Source organism: Sorangium sp. So ce726 (genome assembly GCF_051521405.1).
Taxonomy (GTDB): Bacteria; Myxococcota_A; Polyangia; order Polyangiales; family Polyangiaceae; genus Sorangium.
Map to the genome: position 1 here is coordinate 12,879,571 of NZ_CP150349.1, position 21,731 is coordinate 12,901,301.

Annotated in this window: 23 protein-coding genes; 12 read left to right on the forward strand and 11 right to left on the reverse strand. The window is 70.7% G+C overall.

The window, feature by feature from the left end; all coding sequences use genetic code 11:
• The first annotated feature begins 80 nt into the window (after positions 1-80).
• Both WME79_RS47990 and WME79_RS47995 read left to right on the forward strand, forming a co-directional pair.
• A complete protein-coding gene (locus WME79_RS47990; RefSeq protein ID WP_437529452.1) occupies positions 81-458 on the forward strand; it encodes a hypothetical protein in 378 nt (125 codons plus the stop codon).
• A 324-nt stretch (positions 459-782) separates the two neighbouring features.
• Positions 783-1,436 carry an exonuclease domain-containing protein gene (locus WME79_RS47995; RefSeq protein WP_437529455.1) on the forward strand — a complete coding sequence of 218 codons (654 nt, stop codon included), beginning with the start codon at positions 783-785 and terminating at the stop codon, positions 1,434-1,436.
• Here the strand turns inward: WME79_RS47995 and WME79_RS48000 are convergent.
• Entirely contained in the window at positions 1,372-1,878 is a 507-nt protein-coding gene (locus WME79_RS48000; protein ID WP_437529458.1) for a MarR family winged helix-turn-helix transcriptional regulator, read from the reverse strand. The genes WME79_RS47995 and WME79_RS48000 overlap by 65 nt on opposite strands.
• 50 nt (positions 1,879-1,928) lie before the next feature.
• Between WME79_RS48000 and WME79_RS48005 the strand changes: the two genes are divergently transcribed.
• The 3 genes from WME79_RS48005 (at position 1,929) to eutB (ending at position 6,339) form a co-directional block, all read left to right on the forward strand.
• Positions 1,929-2,606 (forward strand): DUF4336 domain-containing protein, encoded by a 678-nt coding sequence (locus WME79_RS48005; RefSeq protein WP_437529461.1) that lies wholly within the window; start codon positions 1,929-1,931, stop codon positions 2,604-2,606.
• Positions 2,607-2,685: 79 nt separating this feature from the next.
• Positions 2,686-4,098 (forward strand): ethanolamine ammonia-lyase reactivating factor EutA, encoded by a 1,413-nt coding sequence (locus WME79_RS48010; RefSeq protein WP_437529463.1) that lies wholly within the window; start codon positions 2,686-2,688, stop codon positions 4,096-4,098.
• Positions 4,099-4,137: 39 nt separating this feature from the next.
• Complete coding sequence (eutB, locus tag WME79_RS48015; RefSeq protein ID WP_437529466.1) at positions 4,138-6,339, forward strand: ethanolamine ammonia-lyase subunit EutB; 2,202 nt, start codon at positions 4,138-4,140, stop codon at positions 6,337-6,339.
• Positions 6,340-6,558: 219 nt separating this feature from the next.
• Here the strand turns inward: eutB and WME79_RS48020 are convergent, their stop codons facing one another.
• Entirely contained in the window at positions 6,559-7,449 is an 891-nt protein-coding gene (locus WME79_RS48020) for an AraC family transcriptional regulator (RefSeq protein WP_437529469.1), read from the reverse strand.
• Positions 7,450-7,569: 120 nt separating this feature from the next.
• Here WME79_RS48020 and WME79_RS48025 point away from each other — a divergent pair, with 120 nt between their 5' ends.
• Complete coding sequence (locus WME79_RS48025) at positions 7,570-8,220, forward strand: glutathione S-transferase family protein (RefSeq protein ID WP_437540086.1); 651 nt, start codon at positions 7,570-7,572, stop codon at positions 8,218-8,220.
• Positions 8,221-8,281: 61 nt separating this feature from the next.
• On the opposite strand, the gene WME79_RS48030 is transcribed toward WME79_RS48025, so the two are convergent.
• Positions 8,282-9,040 (reverse strand): SDR family oxidoreductase, encoded by a 759-nt coding sequence (locus WME79_RS48030; RefSeq protein WP_437529471.1) that lies wholly within the window; start codon positions 9,038-9,040, stop codon positions 8,282-8,284.
• On the opposite strand from WME79_RS48030, the gene WME79_RS48035 reads away from it, so the two are divergent.
• The 3 genes from WME79_RS48035 to WME79_RS48045 are packed head-to-tail and all read left to right on the forward strand — an operon-like array spanning position 9,039 to position 11,140.
• Complete coding sequence (locus WME79_RS48035; protein WP_437529474.1) at positions 9,039-9,272, forward strand: hypothetical protein; 234 nt, start codon at positions 9,039-9,041, stop codon at positions 9,270-9,272. The genes WME79_RS48030 and WME79_RS48035 overlap by 2 nt on opposite strands.
• Positions 9,269-10,285, forward strand: coding sequence for an aldo/keto reductase (locus WME79_RS48040; protein WP_437529476.1), 1,017 nt, complete (start codon positions 9,269-9,271; stop codon positions 10,283-10,285). Before WME79_RS48035 ends, WME79_RS48040 begins: the two co-directional genes overlap by 4 nt.
• A 27-nt stretch (positions 10,286-10,312) precedes the next feature.
• The gene (locus tag WME79_RS48045; RefSeq protein ID WP_437529478.1) at positions 10,313-11,140 is read left to right on the forward strand and encodes a helix-turn-helix domain-containing protein; all 828 of its coding nucleotides are present in this window, start codon (positions 10,313-10,315) and stop codon (positions 11,138-11,140) included.
• Here WME79_RS48045 and WME79_RS48050 read toward each other — a convergent pair.
• Positions 11,137-12,090: a zinc-binding dehydrogenase gene (locus tag WME79_RS48050; protein WP_437529481.1), complete on the reverse strand. Its 954-nt coding sequence runs from the start codon at positions 12,088-12,090 to the stop codon at positions 11,137-11,139. The genes WME79_RS48045 and WME79_RS48050 overlap by 4 nt on opposite strands.
• Positions 12,091-12,276: 186 nt before the next feature.
• Between WME79_RS48050 and WME79_RS48055 the strand changes: the two genes are divergently transcribed.
• Positions 12,277-13,209 (forward strand): LysR family transcriptional regulator, encoded by a 933-nt coding sequence (locus tag WME79_RS48055; RefSeq protein WP_437529484.1) that lies wholly within the window; start codon positions 12,277-12,279, stop codon positions 13,207-13,209.
• Between the two features lie 70 nt (positions 13,210-13,279).
• Here WME79_RS48055 and WME79_RS48060 read toward each other — a convergent pair whose 3' ends face one another.
• From WME79_RS48060 to hisC, 4 genes are all read right to left on the reverse strand, one after another.
• Positions 13,280-14,092: an alpha/beta hydrolase gene (locus tag WME79_RS48060; protein WP_437529487.1), complete on the reverse strand. Its 813-nt coding sequence runs from the start codon at positions 14,090-14,092 to the stop codon at positions 13,280-13,282.
• Positions 14,093-14,507: 415 nt separating this feature from the next.
• Positions 14,508-14,948: a hypothetical protein gene (locus WME79_RS48065; RefSeq protein WP_437529489.1), complete on the reverse strand. Its 441-nt coding sequence runs from the start codon at positions 14,946-14,948 to the stop codon at positions 14,508-14,510.
• Between the two features lie 205 nt (positions 14,949-15,153).
• Positions 15,154-16,740 carry a DUF4832 domain-containing protein gene (locus WME79_RS48070; protein ID WP_437529491.1) on the reverse strand — a complete coding sequence of 529 codons (1,587 nt, stop codon included), beginning with the start codon at positions 16,738-16,740 and terminating at the stop codon, positions 15,154-15,156.
• A gap of 222 nt (positions 16,741-16,962) precedes the next feature.
• Positions 16,963-18,060: a histidinol-phosphate transaminase gene (hisC, locus tag WME79_RS48075; RefSeq protein WP_437529494.1), complete on the reverse strand. Its 1,098-nt coding sequence runs from the start codon at positions 18,058-18,060 to the stop codon at positions 16,963-16,965.
• Between the two features lie 216 nt (positions 18,061-18,276).
• Here hisC and WME79_RS48080 point away from each other — a divergent pair, with 216 nt between their 5' ends.
• Both WME79_RS48080 and WME79_RS48085 read left to right on the forward strand, forming a co-directional pair.
• The gene (locus WME79_RS48080) at positions 18,277-18,834 is read left to right on the forward strand and encodes a glycine cleavage system protein R (protein WP_437529497.1); all 558 of its coding nucleotides are present in this window, start codon (positions 18,277-18,279) and stop codon (positions 18,832-18,834) included.
• A gap of 151 nt (positions 18,835-18,985) precedes the next feature.
• Positions 18,986-19,927, forward strand: coding sequence for a hypothetical protein (locus WME79_RS48085; RefSeq protein ID WP_437529500.1), 942 nt, complete (start codon positions 18,986-18,988; stop codon positions 19,925-19,927).
• Between the two features lie 131 nt (positions 19,928-20,058).
• On the opposite strand, the gene WME79_RS48090 is transcribed toward WME79_RS48085, so the two are convergent.
• The 3 genes from WME79_RS48090 to WME79_RS48100 form a co-directional block, all read right to left on the reverse strand.
• The gene (locus WME79_RS48090) at positions 20,059-20,463 is read right to left on the reverse strand and encodes a type II toxin-antitoxin system VapC family toxin (RefSeq protein ID WP_437529503.1); all 405 of its coding nucleotides are present in this window, start codon (positions 20,461-20,463) and stop codon (positions 20,059-20,061) included.
• Complete coding sequence (locus WME79_RS48095; protein ID WP_437529506.1) at positions 20,460-20,708, reverse strand: type II toxin-antitoxin system Phd/YefM family antitoxin; 249 nt, start codon at positions 20,706-20,708, stop codon at positions 20,460-20,462. The genes WME79_RS48090 and WME79_RS48095 overlap by 4 nt, the downstream gene beginning before the upstream one ends.
• 141 nt (positions 20,709-20,849) lie before the next feature.
• Positions 20,850-21,635 carry an HAD family hydrolase gene (locus WME79_RS48100; protein WP_437529509.1) on the reverse strand — a complete coding sequence of 262 codons (786 nt, stop codon included), beginning with the start codon at positions 21,633-21,635 and terminating at the stop codon, positions 20,850-20,852.
• Positions 21,636-21,731: the final 96 nt, after the last annotated feature.

A 21,731-nucleotide genomic window follows, 5' to 3' on the forward strand; every position in this document is an offset into this window, starting at 1 on the left:
CGGATCGCGACGGTTCGCCCCCGCATATTCGTTCCGCGAGAATCCGTCGCTCGCGCCTCATTTGACCGAACGGCCTCGCCGTGGTCCAGTCCGCGCTGGGGGCGCTCGGGCGGCTCGACCACGAGTACGCGGCGGTGTACTTCCAGATCGTCTACAATGCGTTGCGTGAACCCATGCGGAGAGCCCTGGAGGCGCTGATCATGGAGCGGCAGACCGAAGGCAAGGCAACTTTTCCCCCGTTCGCCCAGCAGCTCATCGATCGTGGCCGGATCGAGGGCAAGCTCGAGGGCATCCTCGAGGCCAAGCGCGACGCATTGCTCCGGCTGGTGGCGCGCGCAGGGATCGCCCTCACCGCCGACCATCGCGAGCGCATCCAGGCGTGCAAGGACCCTGCGACCCTCGATCGGTGGGTCGATAACGCCCTCGAAGCAAAGGACGCTTCCGACGTGCTCTCCTGACGAGCGGCGCTGCGCCCGATCGGCGCGGTGCGAGCCGCTCTCCCCGCCAGAGGAGCTCTTCGTCCTCGAGCCGCCGCGCGATCTGGAGCGCCCGCGCCCGCGCCGCCGCCCCCTCCTCCTCGCCCAGGATGCGCGCGAGGAGGAGCTGCGCCATCGCCCGTAGCCGGACGAAGCCGCTGTCGCCCGCGTGACGGGACGCCGACTCGGCGAGCGCTATCGCCGCCGCGCGGGCGAGCCCGTTGGGGCGGCGTGTCCGGAATCGTGTCCGGGTCCTCCGGTCATCGCGACCGCAGACTACCCGCAACGAATTCAAGGAGAACGCCGATGTCTTCCCCCACGCACTACCTGGTCATCGATCTCGAGGCGACCTGCAGCGACGACCCCGCCTTCCCCCGCGACGAGATGGAGATCATCGAGGTCGGCGCCGTGCTCGTCGATGCCAGCACCCTTCGACCCGCCGCGGAGCTGCAGTGCTTCGTGCGCCCGATCCGGAACCCGCGCCTCTCGGCGTTTTGCATGCAGCTGACGAGCATCCGCCAGGCCGACGTCGACGCCGCGCCGCGCTTCCCCGCGGCCGTGGCGAGGCTGAGGGAGCTGGTGCGCGGAAAACAGGCGCTCTTCTGCTCCTGGGGCGGCTACGACAAACGGCAGCTCGAGCGCGACGCCCGCCGCCACGGGGTGGCGCTGCCCTTCGGCGGCGATCACCTCAACCTCAAGCGGGCCTTTGCCCGCCGCCTCGGCGCCGAGCGTGAGCTCGGCGTGGGGCAGGCCCTGCGCCGCGTCGGCCTCTCGTTTCAGGGGACGCAGCACCGCGCGATCGACGACGCGCGCAACATCGCGCGGCTCCTGCCGCACGCGCTGGGCCTCGAGCCCCACCCCGCCGGCGCCCCCGGGAGCCCCGCCGCGCCGCCGCTCACCGGCCCTCGGGCGGCGTCTCCGGGGCCTCCGGCGCCTCCAGCGCCGCGAGCAGGGCGGTGAGCCCCTTCTTCAGCGAGGCCATCTGCTTCTCCCCCAGGGCTCGCGTGAGCTCCTCCTCCAGCTCTTGCAGCACCCCGAGCCCGTGGAGGAGCGCCTTCAGCCCGTGCGGCGTGAACCGCACCCGCTTCGCCCGCCGGTCCTCCGGATCGGGCGTCCGCTCCACCACGCCCGCCGCTTCGAGCTCCTCCACGATCTGACCCACCGCCTGCTTCGTCACGCCGGCGCGCTCCGCCAGGTCGATCTGCCGCGTGCCCTCGAGGTCGATGTACGGCATGAGCGCCGTATGCGCCCGGCGCACTCCGGTAGCGCCGCGCCGGGTGACGCGCGCCACCGCCCGCTCGTCGAGCAGCCGCGCCGAGCGGAGCAAGAGCTGCCCGAGGCTCGCGCGCTTGCGGCGCTCGAGCTCGGCGACGTCACGTGGATCGAGGTTGTGCTTGGCCATAATGGTCAATTTACTTGACCAAATGGTCAAGCTGATTTACCAATTGGAGCATGCTGCGACGGCTCGATCAATCCCTCTGGGCTGCGGAAGACACGTTGAAGCTGGGGTTTCTCCGTTTTCCCGTGCGATCTCCGGTCGTGCGCCTCGAGGACGGCGGGCTGGTGCTGTTCTCGCCGCTCCCGAGCGTGGAGCGCGAGGCGGACGAGATCCGCGCGCTCGGGGAGGTGCGGGCGATCGTGGCGCCGAACCTGCTGCACCACCTCGGCCTTTCGCCGGCCGCGAGGCTGTTCCCGGGGGCGCGGCTGTACGGCGCCCGGGGGCTCCGCGAGAAGCGCCCTGACGTGACGTTCACCGGCGTGCTCGACGGCGCGCCGGACCCGCTCTGGTCGGCGGAGATCGACCAGGTGGCGGTCGGCGGGATGCCGAAGCTCGAGGAGACGGTCTTCTTCCACCGGCCGAGCAGGACCCTCTTCGTCTGGGATCTCTGCTTTCACATCGCGCAGAGCGAGCACCTCTCGACGCGCCTCTTCATGCGCCTGAACGGCGCCTACGGGAGGTTCGGCCCGTCGCGCATCGCGCGATCGATGATGCGCGATCGCGCGGCGGTGCGCGCTTCGGTGGAGCGGATGCTCGCGTGGGCGCCGGAGCGCATCGTGGTGGGGCACGGCGACGTCGTCGAGCGCGGCGGTCGAGACGCGCTGCAGGCCGCGTTCGAGCGGGTGCTCTGACGTCCCTGACGTGGAGCGGCGCGCGGGCGCCGGTGCGGTAGGACTGTGGCCTGGCCATGAAGATCAGGACGGTCCGGTGATGGGCGCCCAGGTCACCCTGCTCGGCCTGGATTTCGGCTCCACCACGAGCTGCGCCGTGGCCGCCTCGGCGACGCTCACGCGCGCCGCGGGCAGCGGCCGGGTGGAGCTCGGCGCGCTGGAGGAGCGTTATCGATCGGAGATGGCGCTCACGCCCTTCGCAGGCGACGCCCTCGATCTCGACGCCGCGGCGGCGCTCCTCGATCGCTGGCTCGCCGAGGCGGGCGTGGCGCCCGGGGCCCTCTTCGGCGGCGGGGCGATCATCACCGGCCTCGCGGCGCGCCGGAGCAACGCCGACGCGCTCGCTGCGCTGATCCGCGCGCGCGTCGGAGAGGCGCTGCTCGCCGTCGCCGAGGACCCTTGCCTCGAGTCCTGGGTGGCCTTCATGGGCAGCGCCGCTCCCCTGTCGCGCGCGCGCCCCGGCGAGCCCCTCGTCAACCTGGACATCGGCGGCGGCACCACGAACATCGCGCTCGGCCTGGCCGGCGAGGTCCAGCGCACCGGCTGCCTCCTCGTGGGCGCGCGCCACGTCGCGCTCGACCCGCGCTCGCGTCGCCTCCGCGCGCTCTCGCCCGAGGCCCGCGCCGCCTTCGACCACCTCGGGCTCCGCCGCGGCCCGGGCGAGGTGCTCTCGCAGGCCGAGGCCGAGGCCGTCGTCGCCTTCTACGTGGATCTGCTCGAAGCGGCGATCACGGGGCGCGCCGCCGCCTTCGACACGCCCGCCGCCGCGCGCCACGTGCAGGTGCCCTTCGCGCTGCCAGAGGGGATCGCGGCGCCCACCCTCACGTTCTCCGGGGGCGTGGGCGAGCTGATCTACGCCGGTCTGGCCGGGCGCCCCCTGCCCGAGCCGGCGCACCACGGCGATCTCGGCGTGGACCTCGCCCGCGCGATCCTCGCCTCGCCTCGGCTGAGCGCGCGGGTGGCGACGCCGGCCAGCATGGGCCGGGCCACGGCGTACGGCCTGCTGCGCCACGCCACCCAGCTCTCCGGCGCGACGCTGTTCCTCCCGCGCCCCGAGCGCTTGCCCCTGCGCGACCTGCCCATCCTGGCGCGCCTCTCGCCGGCCTCTTCCGACGCCGAGCTCGATCACGCCGTGGACCTCTTCCGCCGGAGCACGCGCGGCGGCTGCCTGGAGATCGCCCTCGACGACGTCTTGGCGACGACCCTCAAGCGCCTCGGCGCGCGCATCGCCGGTGCGCTGCGCCGGGCCGGATCGATCCCGGAGCACCCCCTCGTGCTGCTCACCGCGCAGAACGCGGGCAAGACGCTCGGGGGCTACGTGACCGGCTGGGGCGCGCTGCCGATCGATCTCGTCGTCATCGACGAGGTGCGGGCGCACGGCGCCCGGTTCGTCCAGGTCGGCCGCCTGTGCGATCAGATCCTGCCTGTCTCGTTCTACGGGATGACGCCATGACGTCGCTCGGCGAACCTTCCGTGAAGGGAGGAGCGCGCCGTGAAGGAACCGACCCCGCTCGATCGGATCGAGGTCCCTCGCCCCCGGACCGACGTCGTCTACGCGGCTCGCCTGCCTGGCCACGGCGGCTCGTTCCGCGGCTTGAAGCGGCTCCTCGGCGCCGCCGACTGCAGCAAGGCCGGCGATCGCCAGGCAGGCCTCGCGGCGAGCGACGACGCGGAGCGGGAGGCCGCGCGGGAGCTGCTCGGCGAGCTGACGCTGGAGCACCTCCACGATCACCCGCTCACCGGCGCGCGGGGCGAGATCGACGCGGTGATGCGCGTCAATTACGACATCGACCGCGACGCCTTCGCCCGGATCGCCTCGATACGCCTCGGCGAGCTCAAGGACCACCTGCTCCGCGCTCCTGGCCCGGAGGTGGCGCGCCTCGGCCGCGCCCTGACCGGGGTGATGGCCGCGGCGCTCGCCAAGCTCTGCGACGTGCACGAGCTCGTGTACCTCGCCCGCAAGATCAGCCGTCCGACCCGCGCCCGCACGCTCCTCGGCGCCCCCGGCACGCTCGCCTCGCGCCTCCAGCCGAACCACCCCACCGACGATCTCCGGGGCATCACCCTGCTGCTCTACTGGGGCCTTTCCATCGGCGCCGGCGACGCGCTGCTCGGCGTCAACCCCGCGGCCGGAACGGTGGAGACCACCGCCGCGATCCTCCGCCACCTCGACCGCATCCGCCGCGCGACCGGCGTCCCCACGCAGATCTGCTGCCTGTCGCACCTCAAGGTGCAGCTCGCCGCGCTCGACCAGGGCGCGCCCGTGGAGATCCTCTTTCAGAGCCTGGCAGGCACCGAGTCCTGCTGTGTCACCGAGTTCGACGTCACCGTGGATCTCATCGACGAGGGCTATCGCCGCATGGCCGCGCGCGGCCCGCTCGCGGGCCAGGCCGAGCAGTTCATGTATTTCGAGACCGGCCAGGGCAGCGAGCTCACGTACGGCAAGCACGACGGCATCGACATGGCCACGGCCGAGGCGCTCTGTTACGGCCTCGCCCGCCGCTGGGACCCGTTCATGCTCAACAACGTCACCGGCTTCATCGGCCCGGAGACGCACCTCGACGATCGCGAGATGATCCTCGCGAACCTCCAGGACCATTTCATGGGCAAGCTCCTCGGCGTGCCCATGGGCATGGCCCCTTGTTACACCCTCCATGCCCACGTCACGCTGGAGGGCCAGCAGATGGCGACGCAGCTCCTCACCGCCGCGGGCGCCAACTACTACATGGATGTCTGTCTCAACACCGATCGCATGCTCGCCTATTTCGACACGAGCGGGCATGACGTGCAGACCTTGCGGGAGCTCCACGGCCGCGCGCCCGGGGGTGAGTTCCTGGAGTGGGCCCTCGAGCGGGGCATCCTGGCGCGCGCGGGGGAGGGGCAGGGGGAGGCGGGCGCGATCACCCGCGGGCCGCGCTTCGGCGACGTGCGGCAGTTCTGCCCGGACGAGGCCGAGCTCGCCGAGCTGCTCGCGGCCACGCCCGCTGCCTATGGCTTCGCCACCGCCGGCCCGCGCCCGGCCAACGCGGTGAGCCGCCACGGTCGGCGTGACGAGGCCATCGCGCGGGCGGCGCTCGCCACCGAGCTGCGCGAGGGCGAGCTGGCCCGCGTCGCCGCGTTTCGCCTCATCTCCACGGCGGCGGCCAGCAAGGGAGAGCACCTCGGCTCCGCCGACGCGGGGGCGCGCCTCTCCGCGGAGAGCGCAGCCCGGCTCGCGCCGGAGGAAACCGAGGTGCAGATCGTGGTGTCGGACGGCCTGAGCGCCGAGGCCGTCCACCGCAACATCCCCGACCTGCTCCCGGTCCTGCTGGACGGCCTGGGGGCGCGCGGCGTGACCGTCGGCCAGCCGCTGCTCGCGCGTTACGGCCGGGTGAAGCTCGCGGAGGCCGTCGCCGAGCGGCTCGCGGCGCGGCTGGTCGTCGTGCTGCTCGGCGAGCGCCCGGGGAGCGGCGAGCTGGCGTCGAGCAGCCTCTCGGCCTACCTCGCCTACCGCCTCACGCCCGGCGCGGACCAGGAGGCCGCCGCCGCCTTCAGCGGCAATCCTGCGATCGGCTTCGAATACACGGTGATCTCCAACATCCACGCTGGCGGGCTGCCCGCGGCGGAGGCGGGGGGCGTGATCGTCGAGAAGGCCCTGGCGGTGCTCGCCCACCGCGCGGCGGGCAACCGGCTGGAGGCGTCGCTCGCCGGCTAGAGCACCGATCACATTGAAGTCCTGAAGAAATCAACAGAAGGGAAGAGAAACCGCAAGGGGCGCAAGGGGCGCAAGGGACCAGAGACGAGATAATTTCTTGTCTTCCCCTTGCGCCCCTTGCGCCCCTTGCGGTTTCTCTCTTTCTCGCATTCCTGACTCCTGGACCTTGCTTCCGGGTAGAGCGGTCGGGTTTCTCAAATCATTGAATCCAGGAAACTTTCAACCTCTAGCATCGCGGGTCAGCAATCCTGCCGGGATGTCGTGTTTCGGCGATGCGCCGAACTTGCGCGCGTAATCGCGGCTGAACTGTGCCGCGCTCTCGTAGCCGACGTCGAACGCCGCCGCGGAGACCGAGATCGTGCCGGCGCGCAACAGGCGGCGGGCCTCGAGGAGCTGCAAGCCCTTCCGATACTGAAGCGGCGATGACGCCGTGATCGCCTTGAAGTGCTTGTGAAACGAAGACGCGCTCATCCCGACGCTGCGCGCGAGCCTGGGGATCTCGACGGGCGATCGAAAGTCACGCCGCAGCTGTGCGATCGCGCGCGCGATCGCGCTGGCGTGGCTGTCATGGCGGATCAGGTCGCGCAACATGCCGCCAAACGGCGCCGTCGCGAGCCGGTAGTGGATCTCGCGCGAGACGAGCGGACCAAGCACCGCTGCATCCGTCCGCGCGCCCGCGAGCGCGAGATAGCGATGGAGCGCGTCGACGAGCCTGGCATCACAGGTGTGGACCGCGAGCGAGCGAGACTCCGCGGCGGAGGGGAGCGAGTCGGCCATCGCCTCGTACAGGTCGCGCAGCGTATCCAGCTCGACATCGAAGAGCAGCACGAGGTACGGGGCCTTCGTGACGCGCGCGATCACCGGAAGGTCGTGGCTGATGAGCAGACACTCGCCAACGCCCATCGGAAACGAATCGGCTCCCAGCACCGTCTCTTTTCGCCCCTGGAGGACAAGGCCCATGACCGGCTCGAAGACCGCGGCTTCGAACGACGTCGGCTGGTGGTGCCGGAGGATGCCGAGGTTCTTGAGCGGTCGCACGTACTGGCTAGCGCGGTCCTTCGGGCGAGGGAGCTGGCTTGCAGCGAGCTCGGCGAGAGCCGCCAGGTTCATGCGGCGAGCGTAGCACCGTCACGCGTTTGTGTCTCCGGTGAGAGGATCGAGCAAGAAGCAAAGAGCTACCGGCAAGCACCTCGCGACGTGCGGTCGTACATTGAGCTCATGGAGAACAACGTGCTGACCGTGCATCACCTCGGGCGTTCCCAGTCGGAGCGGATTGTCTGGCTCTGCGAGGAGCTTGGGCTCGACTATGAGCTGAAACGGTATGAGCGCCGGAAGGACAACAGGCTGGCGCCGCCGGAATACAAGGCGCTGCACCCGATGGGGACGGCGCCGATCCTCACCGACGGGCAGCTGGTGCTCGGCGAATCCGGGGCGATCGCCGACTATCTGATCGCGACCCATGGTGAGGGGCGGCTCGCGGTGAAGCGCGGCGAGCCCGGATTCGCCGACTATCTCTACTGGTTCCACTTCGCCAACGGGACCTTGCAGCCGGCCGTCTTGCGGGTGTGGTACCTGGAGCGCGTCGATGCGTCCGAGAAGAACGCGGCGCTGCAGGCGGCGAAGGAACGGTTCAACCTGATCTTCTCCACGGTGGAGAAGCGTCTGGGGGAGGCGCCTTATCTCGCCGGTCCGGAGCTGACGGCGGCGGACATCATGACGGTGTTCTCGCTGACCACCATGCGGCTGTTCAAGCCGTACGATCTCTCGCCGTGGCCGAACATCCTGGCTTATCTGCAGCGGATCGGCGCGCGCCCCGCGTATCAGCGCGCGATGCAGAAGGCGGATCCGGACATGACGCCGTTGCTGGGGGCCGTTCCATGATCGAGGTGGCCGTCAGCCGCGGACGACCCGTAACCTGGATGCGCGCGCCCGAGAGACTCCGTCACCACGGGAGCCGTCCGAGGGTTGCGTGCGAGAACGTTCCCGTCGGGCCGTCCGGGCCGAGCAGCGCAAGGCGGACCGCCTCGCGGGCGCCCTCCTCGACGGTCTCCGTGCCCGAATAGTCGTTGAGGTTCGTCTTGGTGAAGCCGGGGGAGGCGGCGTTGACCTTGATGCCGGTCGACTCCAGCTCGATCGCCATGGCGAGCGTCATCGCGTTGAGAGCCGTCTTCGACGCAGGGTAGACGGGCCCGAAGATCGAGCGCCAGGGGAAGCTCGGATCCGCGTTCATCGTCAGCGAGCCAGCCCCGCTCGACACGTTGACGATGCGGGCCGCCGGCGCCTCGCGCAGGAGCGGCAGCATCGCCTGGAAGACAGCGACGACGCCGAACACGTTGGTCTCGAACACCGCGCGCAGCTCATCGAGGGACACGTTGCTCGCGAGGGTCGACCTGGCGTACTCCTCGACGGTCATGCCCGGCCGCCGTCCCGTATGCGAGATGGCCGCGTTGTTGACGAGCACGTCGAGGCGGCCAAGCTCCTCGCGGATGCGCTTCGCCGCAGCGGCGATCGAAGCCCGATCCGTCACGTCGAGCTGGAGCGCGCGGGCATCTCCGCCGATCGTCTTGGCCGCCTCCACTCCGCGCGCGAGGTCGCGCGAACCGACCAGGACGGTGAAGTTCTTCGCAGCGAGCTCCTTTGCGATCTGGAGCCCGATCCCCTGATTGGCACCCGTGATCAAGGCGACGCGCTTGTCTTGCATGTTCTCGCTCCTGACGGTGGTTGGCTGGATACAGCGTACGTTCACCGCCTTCGTACCTCTTGCCGCCGCCCTCCGATTGGAAGGAGCGGACATTTTGAACGTTCGTCCCGCGCCGCATGAGCAACTCGCCGTGCACGAGCCGGTGCACGACATGGTCGTCGTCTGCCGGATCGTGGAAATGTCCGGTTCTTCCAATCGGAGGCCGCGGGCGCGTGGCATGAACACCACATGACCCACCTCGACGCCGCGATGAGCCGCTCCCCGCTCCGATCGACTCCGCTGGGCAAGACCGGGCCCAGCGTCTTTCCCGTCGGCCTCGGCTGCATGGCGATGTCCGGCGCCTACGGCCCGGCCGAGGACGCCGAGAGCGTGGCGACGATCCGCCACGCCATCGCGCGAGGGATCACCCTGATCGACACCGGAGACTTCTACGGTAACGGGCACAATGAGCTCCTCATCCGGCGCGCGATCGAGGGGGTGCGCGACAAGGTCCAGCTGTCGGTGAAGTTCGGCGCGATGCGCGGCCCGGACGGCGCCGCGCTGGGCATCGACACCCGCCCGGCGGCCGTGAAGAACTTCGCGGCGTACAGCCTGCAACGGCTGGGGGTGGAGGTCATCGATGTGTACCGCCCCGCTCGTCTCGACCCGCAGGTACCCATCGAGGACACCGTCGGGGCCATCGCCGACCTCATCAAGGCCGGCTTCGTCCGGCATATCGGGCTGTCCGAGGTGGGGGTCGAGACGATCCGGCGTGCGAGCAAGGTGCACCCGATCGTGGACCTGCAGATCGAGTACGCGATCGCGACGCGCGGGCCCGAGGCATCCATCTTTCCTGCCCTCGCAGAGCTCGGGATGAGCGCGACGCTCTACGGGGTCTTTTCGCGGGGGCTGCTCACCGGCAGCAAGCCCTCGGGAAAGGGGGACTTCCGGCAGCACATGCCACGCTTCGCAGGCGAGCAAGGGGCAAAGAACGCGAGCGTCGTCGAGAAGCTCCACGCCTTCGCCGGCGAGCGAGGGATGACGCCCGCTCAGGTCGCGCTCGCGTGGGTGCTGGCGAAGCAGCCCACGCTGGTGCCGATCGTCGGGGCCCGCACCCGAGCCCAGCTCGACGACGCCCTCGGGGCCCTCGACAAGCCGCTGTCGGCGAGCGACGTCGCGGCGCTCGAGAGCATCGTGCCAGCGGACGCGATCGGCGGCACGCGCTACCCCGCCCAGCACATGAAGGCGCTCGACAGCGAGCGGTAGCCGATCGACGCGGGCACCCGCGTCGGCTTGAACGGCCGCACGAGAGGCGTAAGAATAACGGACGTGGCCGCAGCGATGGATCTCCCCACCCTCGCGCTCCTGCGCTTCGTCGAGGATGTCCGTGATGTCGCGGCACCCCCCGGTCAGGTGTTCGACGTCGAGTGGCTTCCCGACGGCAGAACGGGCCTCTTTTTTCGAGTGCTCGAGGGGGGGCGCGAGGGGGACGTGTGGGTCGCGGGCCCCCGAACGCGCGCGATATTCAAGAGCAAGACCGGCATCGCGCGGACGGTCACTCTTCGGTTCAAGCCAGGCTGGTCGGTTCCGCTGCTCGGCGTGGCAGCGAGCGAGCTCACGGACCGGATCGTTCCGCTGGAGGACGTGTGGGGCCGCGCGGCGCGCGAGCTCTGCGGTGAGCTACTCGCCGCGAGGAGCCGCGCGGACGTGATCGACCGTGTCGCCCGGGCGCTCGCCCTTCGTGAAAGCCAACCCTTCGAGACGGCATCGGGGCAGCTCGCCCGTCGTGCGGTTCGCTTGCTCGAAGGGGGCGAGGTCCGGGTGGAGCGTGTCGCCGATCGGCTCGGCGTCACGGCGCGGCATCTTCGCCGCGCTTTCATCGAGAACGTCGGCATCGGCCCGAAGGAGTTCGCGCGGACCGTCCGCCTGCAACGCGCGGTGCGAATGGCAGCGACCTCGTGCGACTGGGCGCGCATCGCCGCAGACGCGGGCTATTATGACCAGGCCCACCTCATCGCCGACTTCCGTCAGCTCGTCGGGCTCACGCCGGGCGCGTTCTTCAAACGCGCGGGCGGCCGGATGACCAGTTCTCCTTACATGCAGGCCGAGGATCGAGCTTAGGCCTTTGCTCTTGGCAGGAGAAGACACCGCACATCCGGCTCCTCGTTCCAGGCATCGGTCACAGCGCTGAGCGGAAGACTCTTGAACGGCGCACGAAAGCCGGCCGCCGGGGCCGCTGCCAGCAACTCGCCGGCCCCGGCCAGCAGTTCCTTCACGGCAACGCTTCCGATACCGCTGCCGATGAGCTCGAGCCCCGTGCTGCGCAGCATGTCACCTCGGATCGGAATCTCGTCTCCAGCCACCGTACCCAGCTGAACAAAGCGCAGGCGTGGCTCGCCAGCCCTGGACCCACGGTCCTTCGTCGCTGCCCGGAGAACGCGGACGGCAGGCTCGCCCCACACGAAGTCGAGTACGACGTTGACGCCTTGATCGAATTGAGCCCGTAGTGATCGATCCGCGTCCTCGTCAAAGGCGATTTTCACGTCGGCGTCGAGTCGGTCGAGCTTCACCTTGTTGCGACCGACAGCGATCACCTTGCTCGCTCCGAAGTGACGGGCGGTTTGAATCGCCATGCCCCCTGCCGCGCCCGTCGCGCCGTTCACGAGCACCGTGTCGCCCTTCTGGAGGAGCGCCCGGCGTGACAGCGCAATCCAGGAGGCGAGCCCCGCGGTAGCGATCGCTGCGGCCTGCTCATCGGACAGCGCGTCGGGCACCGGCACGAGCATGCTGTCCATGGCGAGCGCCTTCTCGGCCATCGAGCCGAAGGGCGCCTTGGGGAACAGGAAGTAGACACGCCTCCCCGCAGGGTCTGTGCCGACGCCATCGACGCCTGGGACGAAGCCGCCGCTCTTTCCGCTCGCATAGTGCCTGCCCGAGGCCAGGCCTCTGACGATGGGACTGAGCGGAGCGGCATGTACGGTCACCACGGTCTCACCGTCGCCGGGCTCCGGCTCACGGAAATCGCCATAGGACGGCGGGACACCGAGCGCATGTACGACTGCGGCCTTCATGCTGAAACCTCCAAGCGATGGTTGCGGTGGCGCCGTGTCGGCGACGACCGAGCCCGTGTTCCCCGAACCCCCGCGATGACGTGGTCCATGTGCGTGCTCCTTGTTCTTCACGGCGAACGCGCCGTCGACACGCAGAAGGTGCGCCCGCTCGGTGCATCGGTCCACTGCATGATAGACATACTCATCATGCCTGCCCTTCATGACGTGGCCTCGGTCGATCTCAACCTCGTGCGGGTGCTCAGCGCGCTCCTCGACGAGCGGCACCTCACGCGCGCGGGCAAGCGGCTCGGCCTCACCCAGTCGGCGACGAGCCATGCGCTCGGCCGGCTCCGGCGCCTCTTCGGCGATCCGCTCTTCGTCCGCACCTCGCGCGGCCTCGCCCCGACGGCGCGCGCCCAGGAGCTGGCGGAGCCGGTGCGCGAGGCGATGCGCGCGCTCGATCGCTGCTTCCGCGCCGAGGAGCCGTTCGTCGCCGCGAGCGCCGTCCGCAGCTTCAGCGTCGCCACCTCCGATTACGGCTCCTTCGTCCTCGCGCCGAAGCTCCTCGATCGCCTCGGGCGCGAGGCGCCGAACGTCGATCTCTGGCTCCGCGCGGTCGACGCCTCCTTCGAGGAGCAGCTCGCCCGCGGCGACGCCGACGTCGTGGTGGCCCCGGCGCGCAGCGACGGGCTCCCTGCTGGCATCCGCTCGCGCCCGCTCTACCGCGAGCGCTTCGCCTGCCTCGTGCGCAAGGGGCACCCGCTGGTGAAGAAGGGCATCGACCTCGCCTCCTGGACGTCGATGCGCCACGTCTTCATCGCCCCGCGCGGCACGCCCGGCGGCGTCGTCGACGAGACGCTGGCGCAGCTCGGGAAGCGCCGTCGCGTGGCGCTGGCGGTGCCGCACTTCCTCCTCGCGCCGCACGTGGTCGCCGGCTCCGACCTGGTCGTCACCGTCGGCGCGCGCGTGGCCGAGGCCTTCGCGGAGATCCTCCCCTTGCGCGTGGTCGATCCGCCGGTGAAGCTCCCCGGCTTCGAGGTGCGCATGTACTGGCACGAGCGCCACCACCGCGATCCGGCGCAGCAGTGGTTCCGCGATGCGGTGCGCGGCGCGGCCGAGCCGTCGCCCGTCAGAGCGTGACGTCGAGCGAGGGCTGGAGGCGTCGCTCGCCGGCGTCGCCCGGTGAGCCGAGCGCGCAGTCCGGATCGCCCTACGCCAGGAGATGGAACCGCAGGAACCCCAGGATGCTCCTGATCGTCTCTCTCGAAGCCTCGCTGTCGTCGAGCAGATCGAACGCGTGCGGCGCCGCGGCGTGGTTCACGAGCGTCACTGGCAGGTTGCGGACCAGCGCTCCGGCGACGAAGTCATCGATCGTCTCGTTCAGGTGAGGCATTCTGTCCTGTCCTGCCCTGGCGATGAACAGGGGCAGGTCCGCAGGGAGGTCGTCGATCGACTTCCCGGCGCACGGGTTGACGAACCGGAACTGCGCCGCCGCCTCCGCGACGCGGGTGGACGCGCCGAGATCGAGCATGAAGCCGTAGCAGAGGGCGGCGCACCGGAGCGAGCCGCTCGCTCCCCGCATCAGCGCCGACAGGGCCATGGGAACGTTGCCGGAGCAGGCCCACAGGCCGATCCGGCGCTCGTCGATCCCGAGCGAGGCGGCGTTCTGCTGCAGGCGCTCGAGCAGCGCATGGAGATCGGACGGCTCCCGGTTCGTGTAATTGATGCCCACGAGCCCGGAAGCGGCCACCAGCCGTCCCCACGACGTGGACTGCCCTATCTCCTTGCGTTTGCAGCCGAACACCGACTCGAACCCCGGATCCGGATATCCGGACACGAAGACGACGGCAGGCGCCCGCGCCACGGCCACCGAGGTTGGTGGAGCGTAGAGGTCGAAGGTCAGGGCGCCTGCATCGGTCGCCTGGTACTCGATATCCCTGCGGAGGATGACGGCATCCATGCCGGGGATCTCGAGGACTGCCGTCTTCTTCATCATCTTGTCTCGCTCGGATTCTTGGCTCATCTGTGCATCTCCTTGGCTGTGGTGCCGACCAGCGCCGCTCGATGACAGCGCACCGCGCCGGGATCCTCGGACGCAAGCGCGCACGGCCCGCGTGGGCGGCCGACAAGGCGCACGCTGCCGTGCGATGTGGAGCCCCCCAACAACGACGACGACGACGACGACGAAAAGGGTACGGCCGCCAATGCGCCAAGGAGAGAAATTTAGGTTTCTCCTGGCGTCCTTGGTGTCTTGGCGGTTTTCTTATGTAGGCGCTGTATCAGGCGCGGTCGATCACCGCTCTGGAAACAGAAACGCCAGCCGGGTCTGGGCTGGCGAGGTGCACCCGAAGCTAGCAGCCCGCGGACCCCATGGCAATCCCGGTGGAGTCCGATGCGGGCCCACGTGCCAGCCCAGGGGCTCACGCTGCGCAGGAGCTTCAGCGGCGCGCACGGTAGGCGAGAAGGGCATAGATGATCCCGGCGCCCGCCAGGCCGAACTTCGCCTGCGCGCAGCGGCGCGCGAGAGGAGGCCAGAGGGCTTCGTCGGATCCGCGCAAGATCCTGAGCAAGGCGGCGTTCTCCGTCGCGTCCAGCAGGCCGGCGAGCCATTGCCCCCACGCGAGCGGCGCACCGAGGCCAGCTCCTGGCAGGCCGCGCTCTTTCAGGGCATCTGCGCCCATCACACAGGCCAGCGCGAGGCCGTTGGCGTAGGCCGTCAAGAACAGGTAATCGAGTCCCAGGATGAACGCAGCGCTGGTACGCGCATCCTCATCCCAGGAATCGAGGATGCTGCGGACACGCGCCCTGGTCCCCGCCAGCTCGAACGAGATGATCCCCCACGGAGCGGCCTTTGTCCGTAGGCGCTTGTCGGCGACCATCAGCGCCGCGCCGCTCGCGACCGCGAGGCCCAGCAGCGAACAGAAGAACGGTGTACGTCGATCCGCTGGAATGAACTCGAACGGGTGTCGCATCGTCGGGACCTCACTTGGTGATCTAGCACGACGAAGCTCAGCGCTTGACGGCCGCCGGATCAGCCTGGACCGTGGGGACGGGCGCTCGCGAGCGGCGGGGCCGCCTGGCCGGTCACTCGACCACCCGGACCGCAGCGTCGAGCCGATTGACGCCGCTGGCGCCGTCCCACGCCGCGCCGCTCGAGATCCGGATCGCGTAGCGCGGGTCGTCGCGCAGGCGCTCGGATGCGTCGGGCAGCCACAGGCCGAGCTGGTAGTCGCCCGGCGGGAGATCGGCCGGAATCTGCGCCTCGAGGCACATCTCGCTCTCCTCGCCAGGAGCCCAGCGGCGCGGATCGGCGTCGACCTGGGCCACGCGCCGCGCTTCGCCCTGCTGGAGCACGAGGTAGACCGGTCGCGGGTTATAGGCCCGGGCGTACCCGTCGTTGAACACGCGCAGCCGGAGGGACAGCGGCTGCCCGCGCGCGACCTTCTCGGGTGACTCGTGCTCCATCACGACGAAGCGGTACCCGAGGCGGCAGGCGATCGTCTCGAAGCAGCCCCCGGATCGCCAGTCATCGAGCACGTCAGGATGATAGTCGGTGTTGATGAAGCTGAAGTGGTGCTCGGACAGCTCGGCGAGCGCCGAGGCGCACTCGCTGCGCGGCGGGTTGCGGCCGCAGGTCTCGCCTCCGACGGGCGTGAACGCCGAGTCCGCGGCGGCATAGGCCTTCTCGCCGGGGAGCTGGTAGGTGCCGACGTCGTCTTCGCTCGCGAGGAAGCAGTCGTTCAGGTGGCCGACGCGCGAGAGCGGCGCTCCGGAGAACGCCGTCTCCTCGGTCAGCGGGCCGCCGTACGCCTCGAGCTTGTGCGACGGGCGGCGCGCGAGGGTCATCCGGCCCGCCGGCAGCGCCTGAAGCAGCGCGTCGAAGATCTGCTTGCGGCTGTCTGGACGGGTGAGATCGTTCGTCGAAGAGTGCCACTCGCCCCAGGCGCCGACGAAGCCGGGGTGCAGCACGGCGATGACGTCGGCGTTCGCCTCCAGGACGGGCTTGAGCTGGTCGATGTGGGACAGCACGCGGCCGAGCGGCGCGTCGTCCTCGCCGATGTCCGTCGCGTAGTAGAAGCGGGGGAGCACCTTGAGCCCCGCCGAGCGCACGGCGGCGAAGCTCTCGTTGAGCTCGTCGATGAGGGGCTGGTCGATGTCCCGCGCGCGGTAGTCGTCGATGAGCGCCTGACCGTAGATCAGCGTGTAGCCCTCGTCCCGAAGGCCAGCGACAGATCCGAGGCTTCGAAGATCCATGAAATGGAAGACGCCGCGCTCGGGGTTGAGCACGCCCTGGCACTCGGCATCACCGGAGGGATCCGCGCCTGCCGCGAACAGCCTGGGCGCGTAGGTGCGCCTCACGGTGGCGCCGCTCGCGCCGCAGCTGCCGGGCGGGGCGACCGCGCCGCCGCCGCTGCCGGAGCTGCCGCCGTTGGCACCGCTGCCGGAGCTGTCGCTGCCGCCGTTGCCACCGCTGCCGCCGCTGCCGGAGCCCGCCTCGGTCGCGCTGGACGTCAGCGAGTCGACTGGGCTGCCGCCGGAGCCAGCACCGCACGCCGTCGCGAGCGCCAGGGAAAGACAGGGGGCGCCGCCGCGAAGCAGGCGCGACAGGACATGGGACGATGACCGGCTACTCTGGTGATGCTGGTGACGCTGGTGACGCTGGTGACACATAAGCAATCTCCTCTCCCGCCGTGGATCGACGAGGCTGGAGGACCCGACCTGTGGGGCACGTTGTCCAGTAATGGTCGAGGGGATTGCAGGGCCGATGCCATCGGCGCGGCCCGCCGGCGCGCGAAGCGCTGAGGCCAGGGGCTGCGCAAGGATCGTACACGTGCGCACGAAGCGGACGGCGCGCGAGGGCGCATGGCGCCCCATCCGCCACGGCGGCTCAGCTCATGACGCGCTCGTGGCCCCGGCGGCGCGCGACAGCTCGTCGATCGCCCCGAGCAACGCGTCGTTCTGCTCCGGCGTGCCCACCGTGATCCGCAGCCTGTCCTGGATGCGCGGCGCGTCCCAGTAGCGCACGAAGATCGCGCGGTCGTAGAGCGCCCTGTACATCGCCTGCGCCGACAGCCCTCCTCCCGGCGGACTCGCCAGGACGAAGTTGCTCTGGCTCGGCGCCACCGTGAACCCCTTCTGCCGGAGCGCCCCCGTGAGCCGGGCGCGCTCGGCGATCACCTTCTCCCAGCTCTTCCTCGCCTCGTCCCGCGCGGACAGCGCCGCCGTGGCCGCGGCCTGCGAGAGGATATCCGTGTTGTAGCTGTCGCGGGCCTTGTCGAGCGTCTCGATGAGCCGCGGGTGACCGAGCCCGTACCCGAACCTGAGCCCCGCGAGCGAGTACCCTTTGCTCAGGGTCCGCAGCAGAAGCACGTTGTCGAGCCCCCGCGCCGGGTCGAGCAGCGGCGTCGCGTCGAACTCCGCGAAGTCGACGTACGCCTCGTCGATGAGGAGCACACCTTGGAACGCCCGCGCGACGCGCTCGAGCTTGTCGAGCGGCTCCTGCCGCCCCGACGGCGCGTGCGGGTTGACGAGGAGCGCGAGCCGGCAGCCGCGCTCATTCAGGCGCTGCGCGAAATCCTCCGGGACCGACCAGTCCTCCGCGAGGGGGACCTGGGTGATCGTCGTGCCGTGGATCTCCGCGAGCACGTCGTAGAGCGAGTAGGTCGGGTACGTCTCGCCGATGCCGCGGCCGCCGGGCTCGCAGAACACCGTCACGGCCATGCGAAGCAGCTCGTCGCCGCCGTTCGTGGCGATCACCTGCTCGGGCGACAGGCCATGGATCCGCGCCGCGGTCTCGCGGAACTGCTGCGCCCGGGGCGGCGGGTACCTGCGGAGCTGATCGGCCGAGACGTCCCGGATCGCCTCGAGCACGGCGGCCGGCGGCGGGTACGGGTTCTCGTTCGTGTTGAGCTTGACCACGTCGGCCCGCTGCGGCTGCTCACCGGGCGTATAGGGCGTGAGGCGATGGATGTTGTCGCGTTCGTACAGCATGGGGATGGCCGTCTCTCGCCCACTGGCCCGCCGGAGACAAGCGCCTCGTCGCCGGCAGGAGGCGCGCGCGGCGCTCGATACGGCCGCTCTCGGGGGAGCTCGGCCGGAGGACACGGACGGCGTTGCCCGGGCGCTCGACGTCCGGGCCGTGCACGCGCAGCCAGCGCGCCCGCGGCGAGGTGCGCTGGCTGCGCGGATCGGACTAAGATGCGCCGCATGACGACGACGTCCGAGCCTGAAGTCTTCCTGGTCCTCTCCTGCCTCGGCCCTGACCGGACGGGCATCGTCGCGGAGGTGACCCACTACCTGACGGAGCGCGGCGCCAACGTGGAGGACAGCCGGATGGCGGTGCTCGGCGGCGAGTTCGGCATCCTCCTGCTCGCGTCGGGGCCCCCCGGCGCGATCGAGGCGGTCGAGCGCGAGACGGAGTCGCTCACCCGGGCGACGGGGCTCACGGTGCAGAGCCGCAGGACCAAGAGCCCCGAGTCGCACCGGCGCGCGGCGACCATCCCTTGCGTCATCTCCGTCGACGCGCTCGATCACGAGGGCATCGTGCGCGCGGTGTCGCGCGCGCTCCACGGCGTCGGCGTCAACATCGTCTCGCTCGAGACCTCGGCCTACGAGGCGCCCGTCACCGGCTCGCAGCTCTTCCGGATGGAGGCCCGCGTCGACGTCCCCGCCGGGGTGACCGTTACCCAGCTCCGCAAGGCGATGGATGCGGTCGCGGAGTCCGAGAACCTCGATATCGACGTCCGCTCGCTCATCAAGGGCTGACCCAGCGAGAACGGACCCGCCGAGGGGGGCGCTCCCGGCGGGGCGCGGCCGTGAGCCGGGGCCGGGCGCGATCCGCCCCGGGGGCTCCTCCGGGGCCGCCCTGCGAGAAGGCTGGCCCCGCGCCGCGCGAGAACCGGTATCCTCGCGGGCCATGCCCTTCAGCAATCTGAGCTCCCCCCGCAAGGTGCACGGCCTGGACGCGGAGATCCGAGGCGCCGCGGTCCTCGCGAGCCCCGGGCTCGTCGCGATGGTCTCGACCGATCCGGTGCGCCTCGGCGTCTGCCCGATCGGCGGCTCCGGCGCGAAGACGACGAACCTGTCGCTGCCCTCAGCGCACGACGTGGCGCTCCTGTCGAAGGACGTCGCCGTGGTGCGGAGCGGCGACGACGCGGTGTGGGCGCTGCTCGGCATCACGCACGGCCCGAAGCTCGATCAGGTCGGCCGGGACGCGCGGCAGCTCGCCACGCGGCCGTCGGGCGAGACGGCGCTCGCGCTCGGCTGGGACGGCAGCGCGACGGAGCTCAAGCTCGACAAGACCGAGGTGAACGGCCGCACGTTCGCGGTGCGCGGCTCCGCGCGGGCGTTCGATCTGACCGAGACCGAGGCGCACGTGGTGATGGACGGCGCGGGGGAGGGCGGCGAGCTCCGCGTCCACCCCGGCGCGACGCCCGAGCCGGGCCCGACGCTCCGCGCCTCGCTGCCGCGCGCGGCCCAGAACCTCGATCGCGTGCGCGGCGGCCCGAAGCTGACGGCGGTGTACAAGCGCGGCGCGAGCGCTGTCTGCGCGGTCGTGAGGTCGTCGGGCAAGCTCGCGGCCAAGATGCTCGCGTTCGCCGATCCCGTCGCCGACATCGCCGTCCTCGAGTCGAGCCTCTTCGCCGCCTTCGCGGACGGCCGTGTCGCGCTGTTCGACGGCGCCGCCATCGAGGCCGCGTCCGGCGCGCCGCTCGCCCCGACGGCGAGCGTCACGCTCGGCGCCCGCGGCGAGCCGGCCGTGCTCGCGGTCGCCGGCAAGGGGTCGCCGACGCTGTGGGTCGGGTCGAGCGCCGGGGAGATCTGGAGCCTGGCGATCGTCCGCAAGCAGGGCGGCTGAGGGGGCGGCTCGCTCCGGGGGGATTGCGCCGGCAGACGCCGCCGCCCGCCTGGTCGGCGAGCCGTATCCGTGGATTCACGGGCTGGGGGCGGACGACGCTTCGCCGTCGCTTCATCGGGCGGACGACGAGGTCAGGGCGGGATCACCCGGCAGAAGGCGCCGCTTCGCTCCACCATCTCCCTGTCAAGCGTGCACAAGGGCGCCGCTTCGTGGGCTGCGAGCCAGACGTATACAGCGTCCGCTGCTCGAAGCCTCGACGCCATGGCCACGTCTCGGATCCGTCGTGCGCGCAAGGGGCCCAGGGTAGCGACGTCGATCGCGACGGACATCAGCGCGTCAACATAGTCGCGCACGGCCGTCACCGGCTCACCGACGCGCGCCAGCGATGCGCCGACCTCGATCGGAAAGATCGCTGGAACGACAAGCTCGTCGTCACCCGCGAGGATACGCGCGACTCGGGCTCGCGACGCGGCATGGGAGGGCTCGTTCGGCCGCGCAGCGGCGACCGCGACCGAAGCGTCGAGAACGATCTTCATCGTCGCCCCGCGAGCAAATCTTCCACCGCGCTCTCCCGCGGTGCCGTCGAGCCCAGCGCCGCGAACAGCCTCTCGATCTCCTCCTTGGATAGGCGAGGCGTCGAAGGGACGGCCACATCGAGCGGCACGATCGCGGCAACGGGCTTGCCATGTCGCAGGATCAACGTGCGCTTGTTGTGGTGCTCCGCTTCATCCACCAGGGCGGAAAGGTGAGCTTTGGCTTCCGCGAGCGACGCCTTGCGCATATGACCATTGTGACCAGATCACTCGCTCGATCAAGCGCGGTTTCAAGCGGCACCCGAGCGAGGGCCGAGGGAACGCTGTCTGTTCAAGGTGGCCCCACGAAGTCCGGCGACGTGCGCCATCCTCGCGCCGCCGCGCCACCCTCACGCCGCGCGCGCCGCGATCCGCCCCTCGACCAGCGCGTCCGGATCGAGCTGGTCGAGCGTCGTCACGACGCGATCCGCCCCCGCGGCGGCCAGCAGCGCCTCGTCGGCGAGGCGCGCCACGCCGATCGAGGTCATCCCCGCCGCCTTCGCGGCCTGCACCCCGGAGGGGGCGTCCTCGATCACGAGGCAGCGCGGCGGCGGGACGCCGAGCGCCCGCGCGGCGGCCAGGAACAGGTCCGGCGCCGGCTTTCCGCGCGCCATCGCGACGCCGCAGAGGTCGGCGTCGAACAGATCGAGCAGCGTCGCGCCCAGCGCGACAGGCGCGCGGCGGGGGTTCTGGTGCTCGACGAAGGCGTCGATGCGGATCCTGCGGAGGAGCTCGCCGGCATTCCTGGACGACGACGCCGCCGCGAGGAGCACGCCGCGCGCCTTGAGCTCCAGGATCAGCCGCGTCGCGTCAGAGAACACGACGAACTTCCCTGCCGCGATCTTCCGGAGCAGCACCTCCTGCTTGCGCTCGGCGTAGATCCCGGCGCGCTCCGCCGCGTCGGGCACGCCGAAGTAGTCGAGCGCCGCGCGCGCGCCGCTCTCGCGCGCCTTGCCGGCGACCTCGCTCTGGTAGACGGCCGTCGTGAACCGCTCCGGCGCGTAGCGCGTCTCGGGCGCGATCGCGCGCCACTCGGTCGCCATCAGCGCCTCCAGCGCCTCCTGCCAGGCGCGCTCATGCGGCGAGTCGACAACCACCCCATCCACGTCGAAGAGGACTCCCCCGAGAGAACGCATGCCGCCGACATGGCGCCGGCGGGCCGGATCGGGAGCCCCACGGCGCCTCGACGACGCGGCGCGCGGTACGTTGGAGCGTTGGAGCGCGTCGGCGAC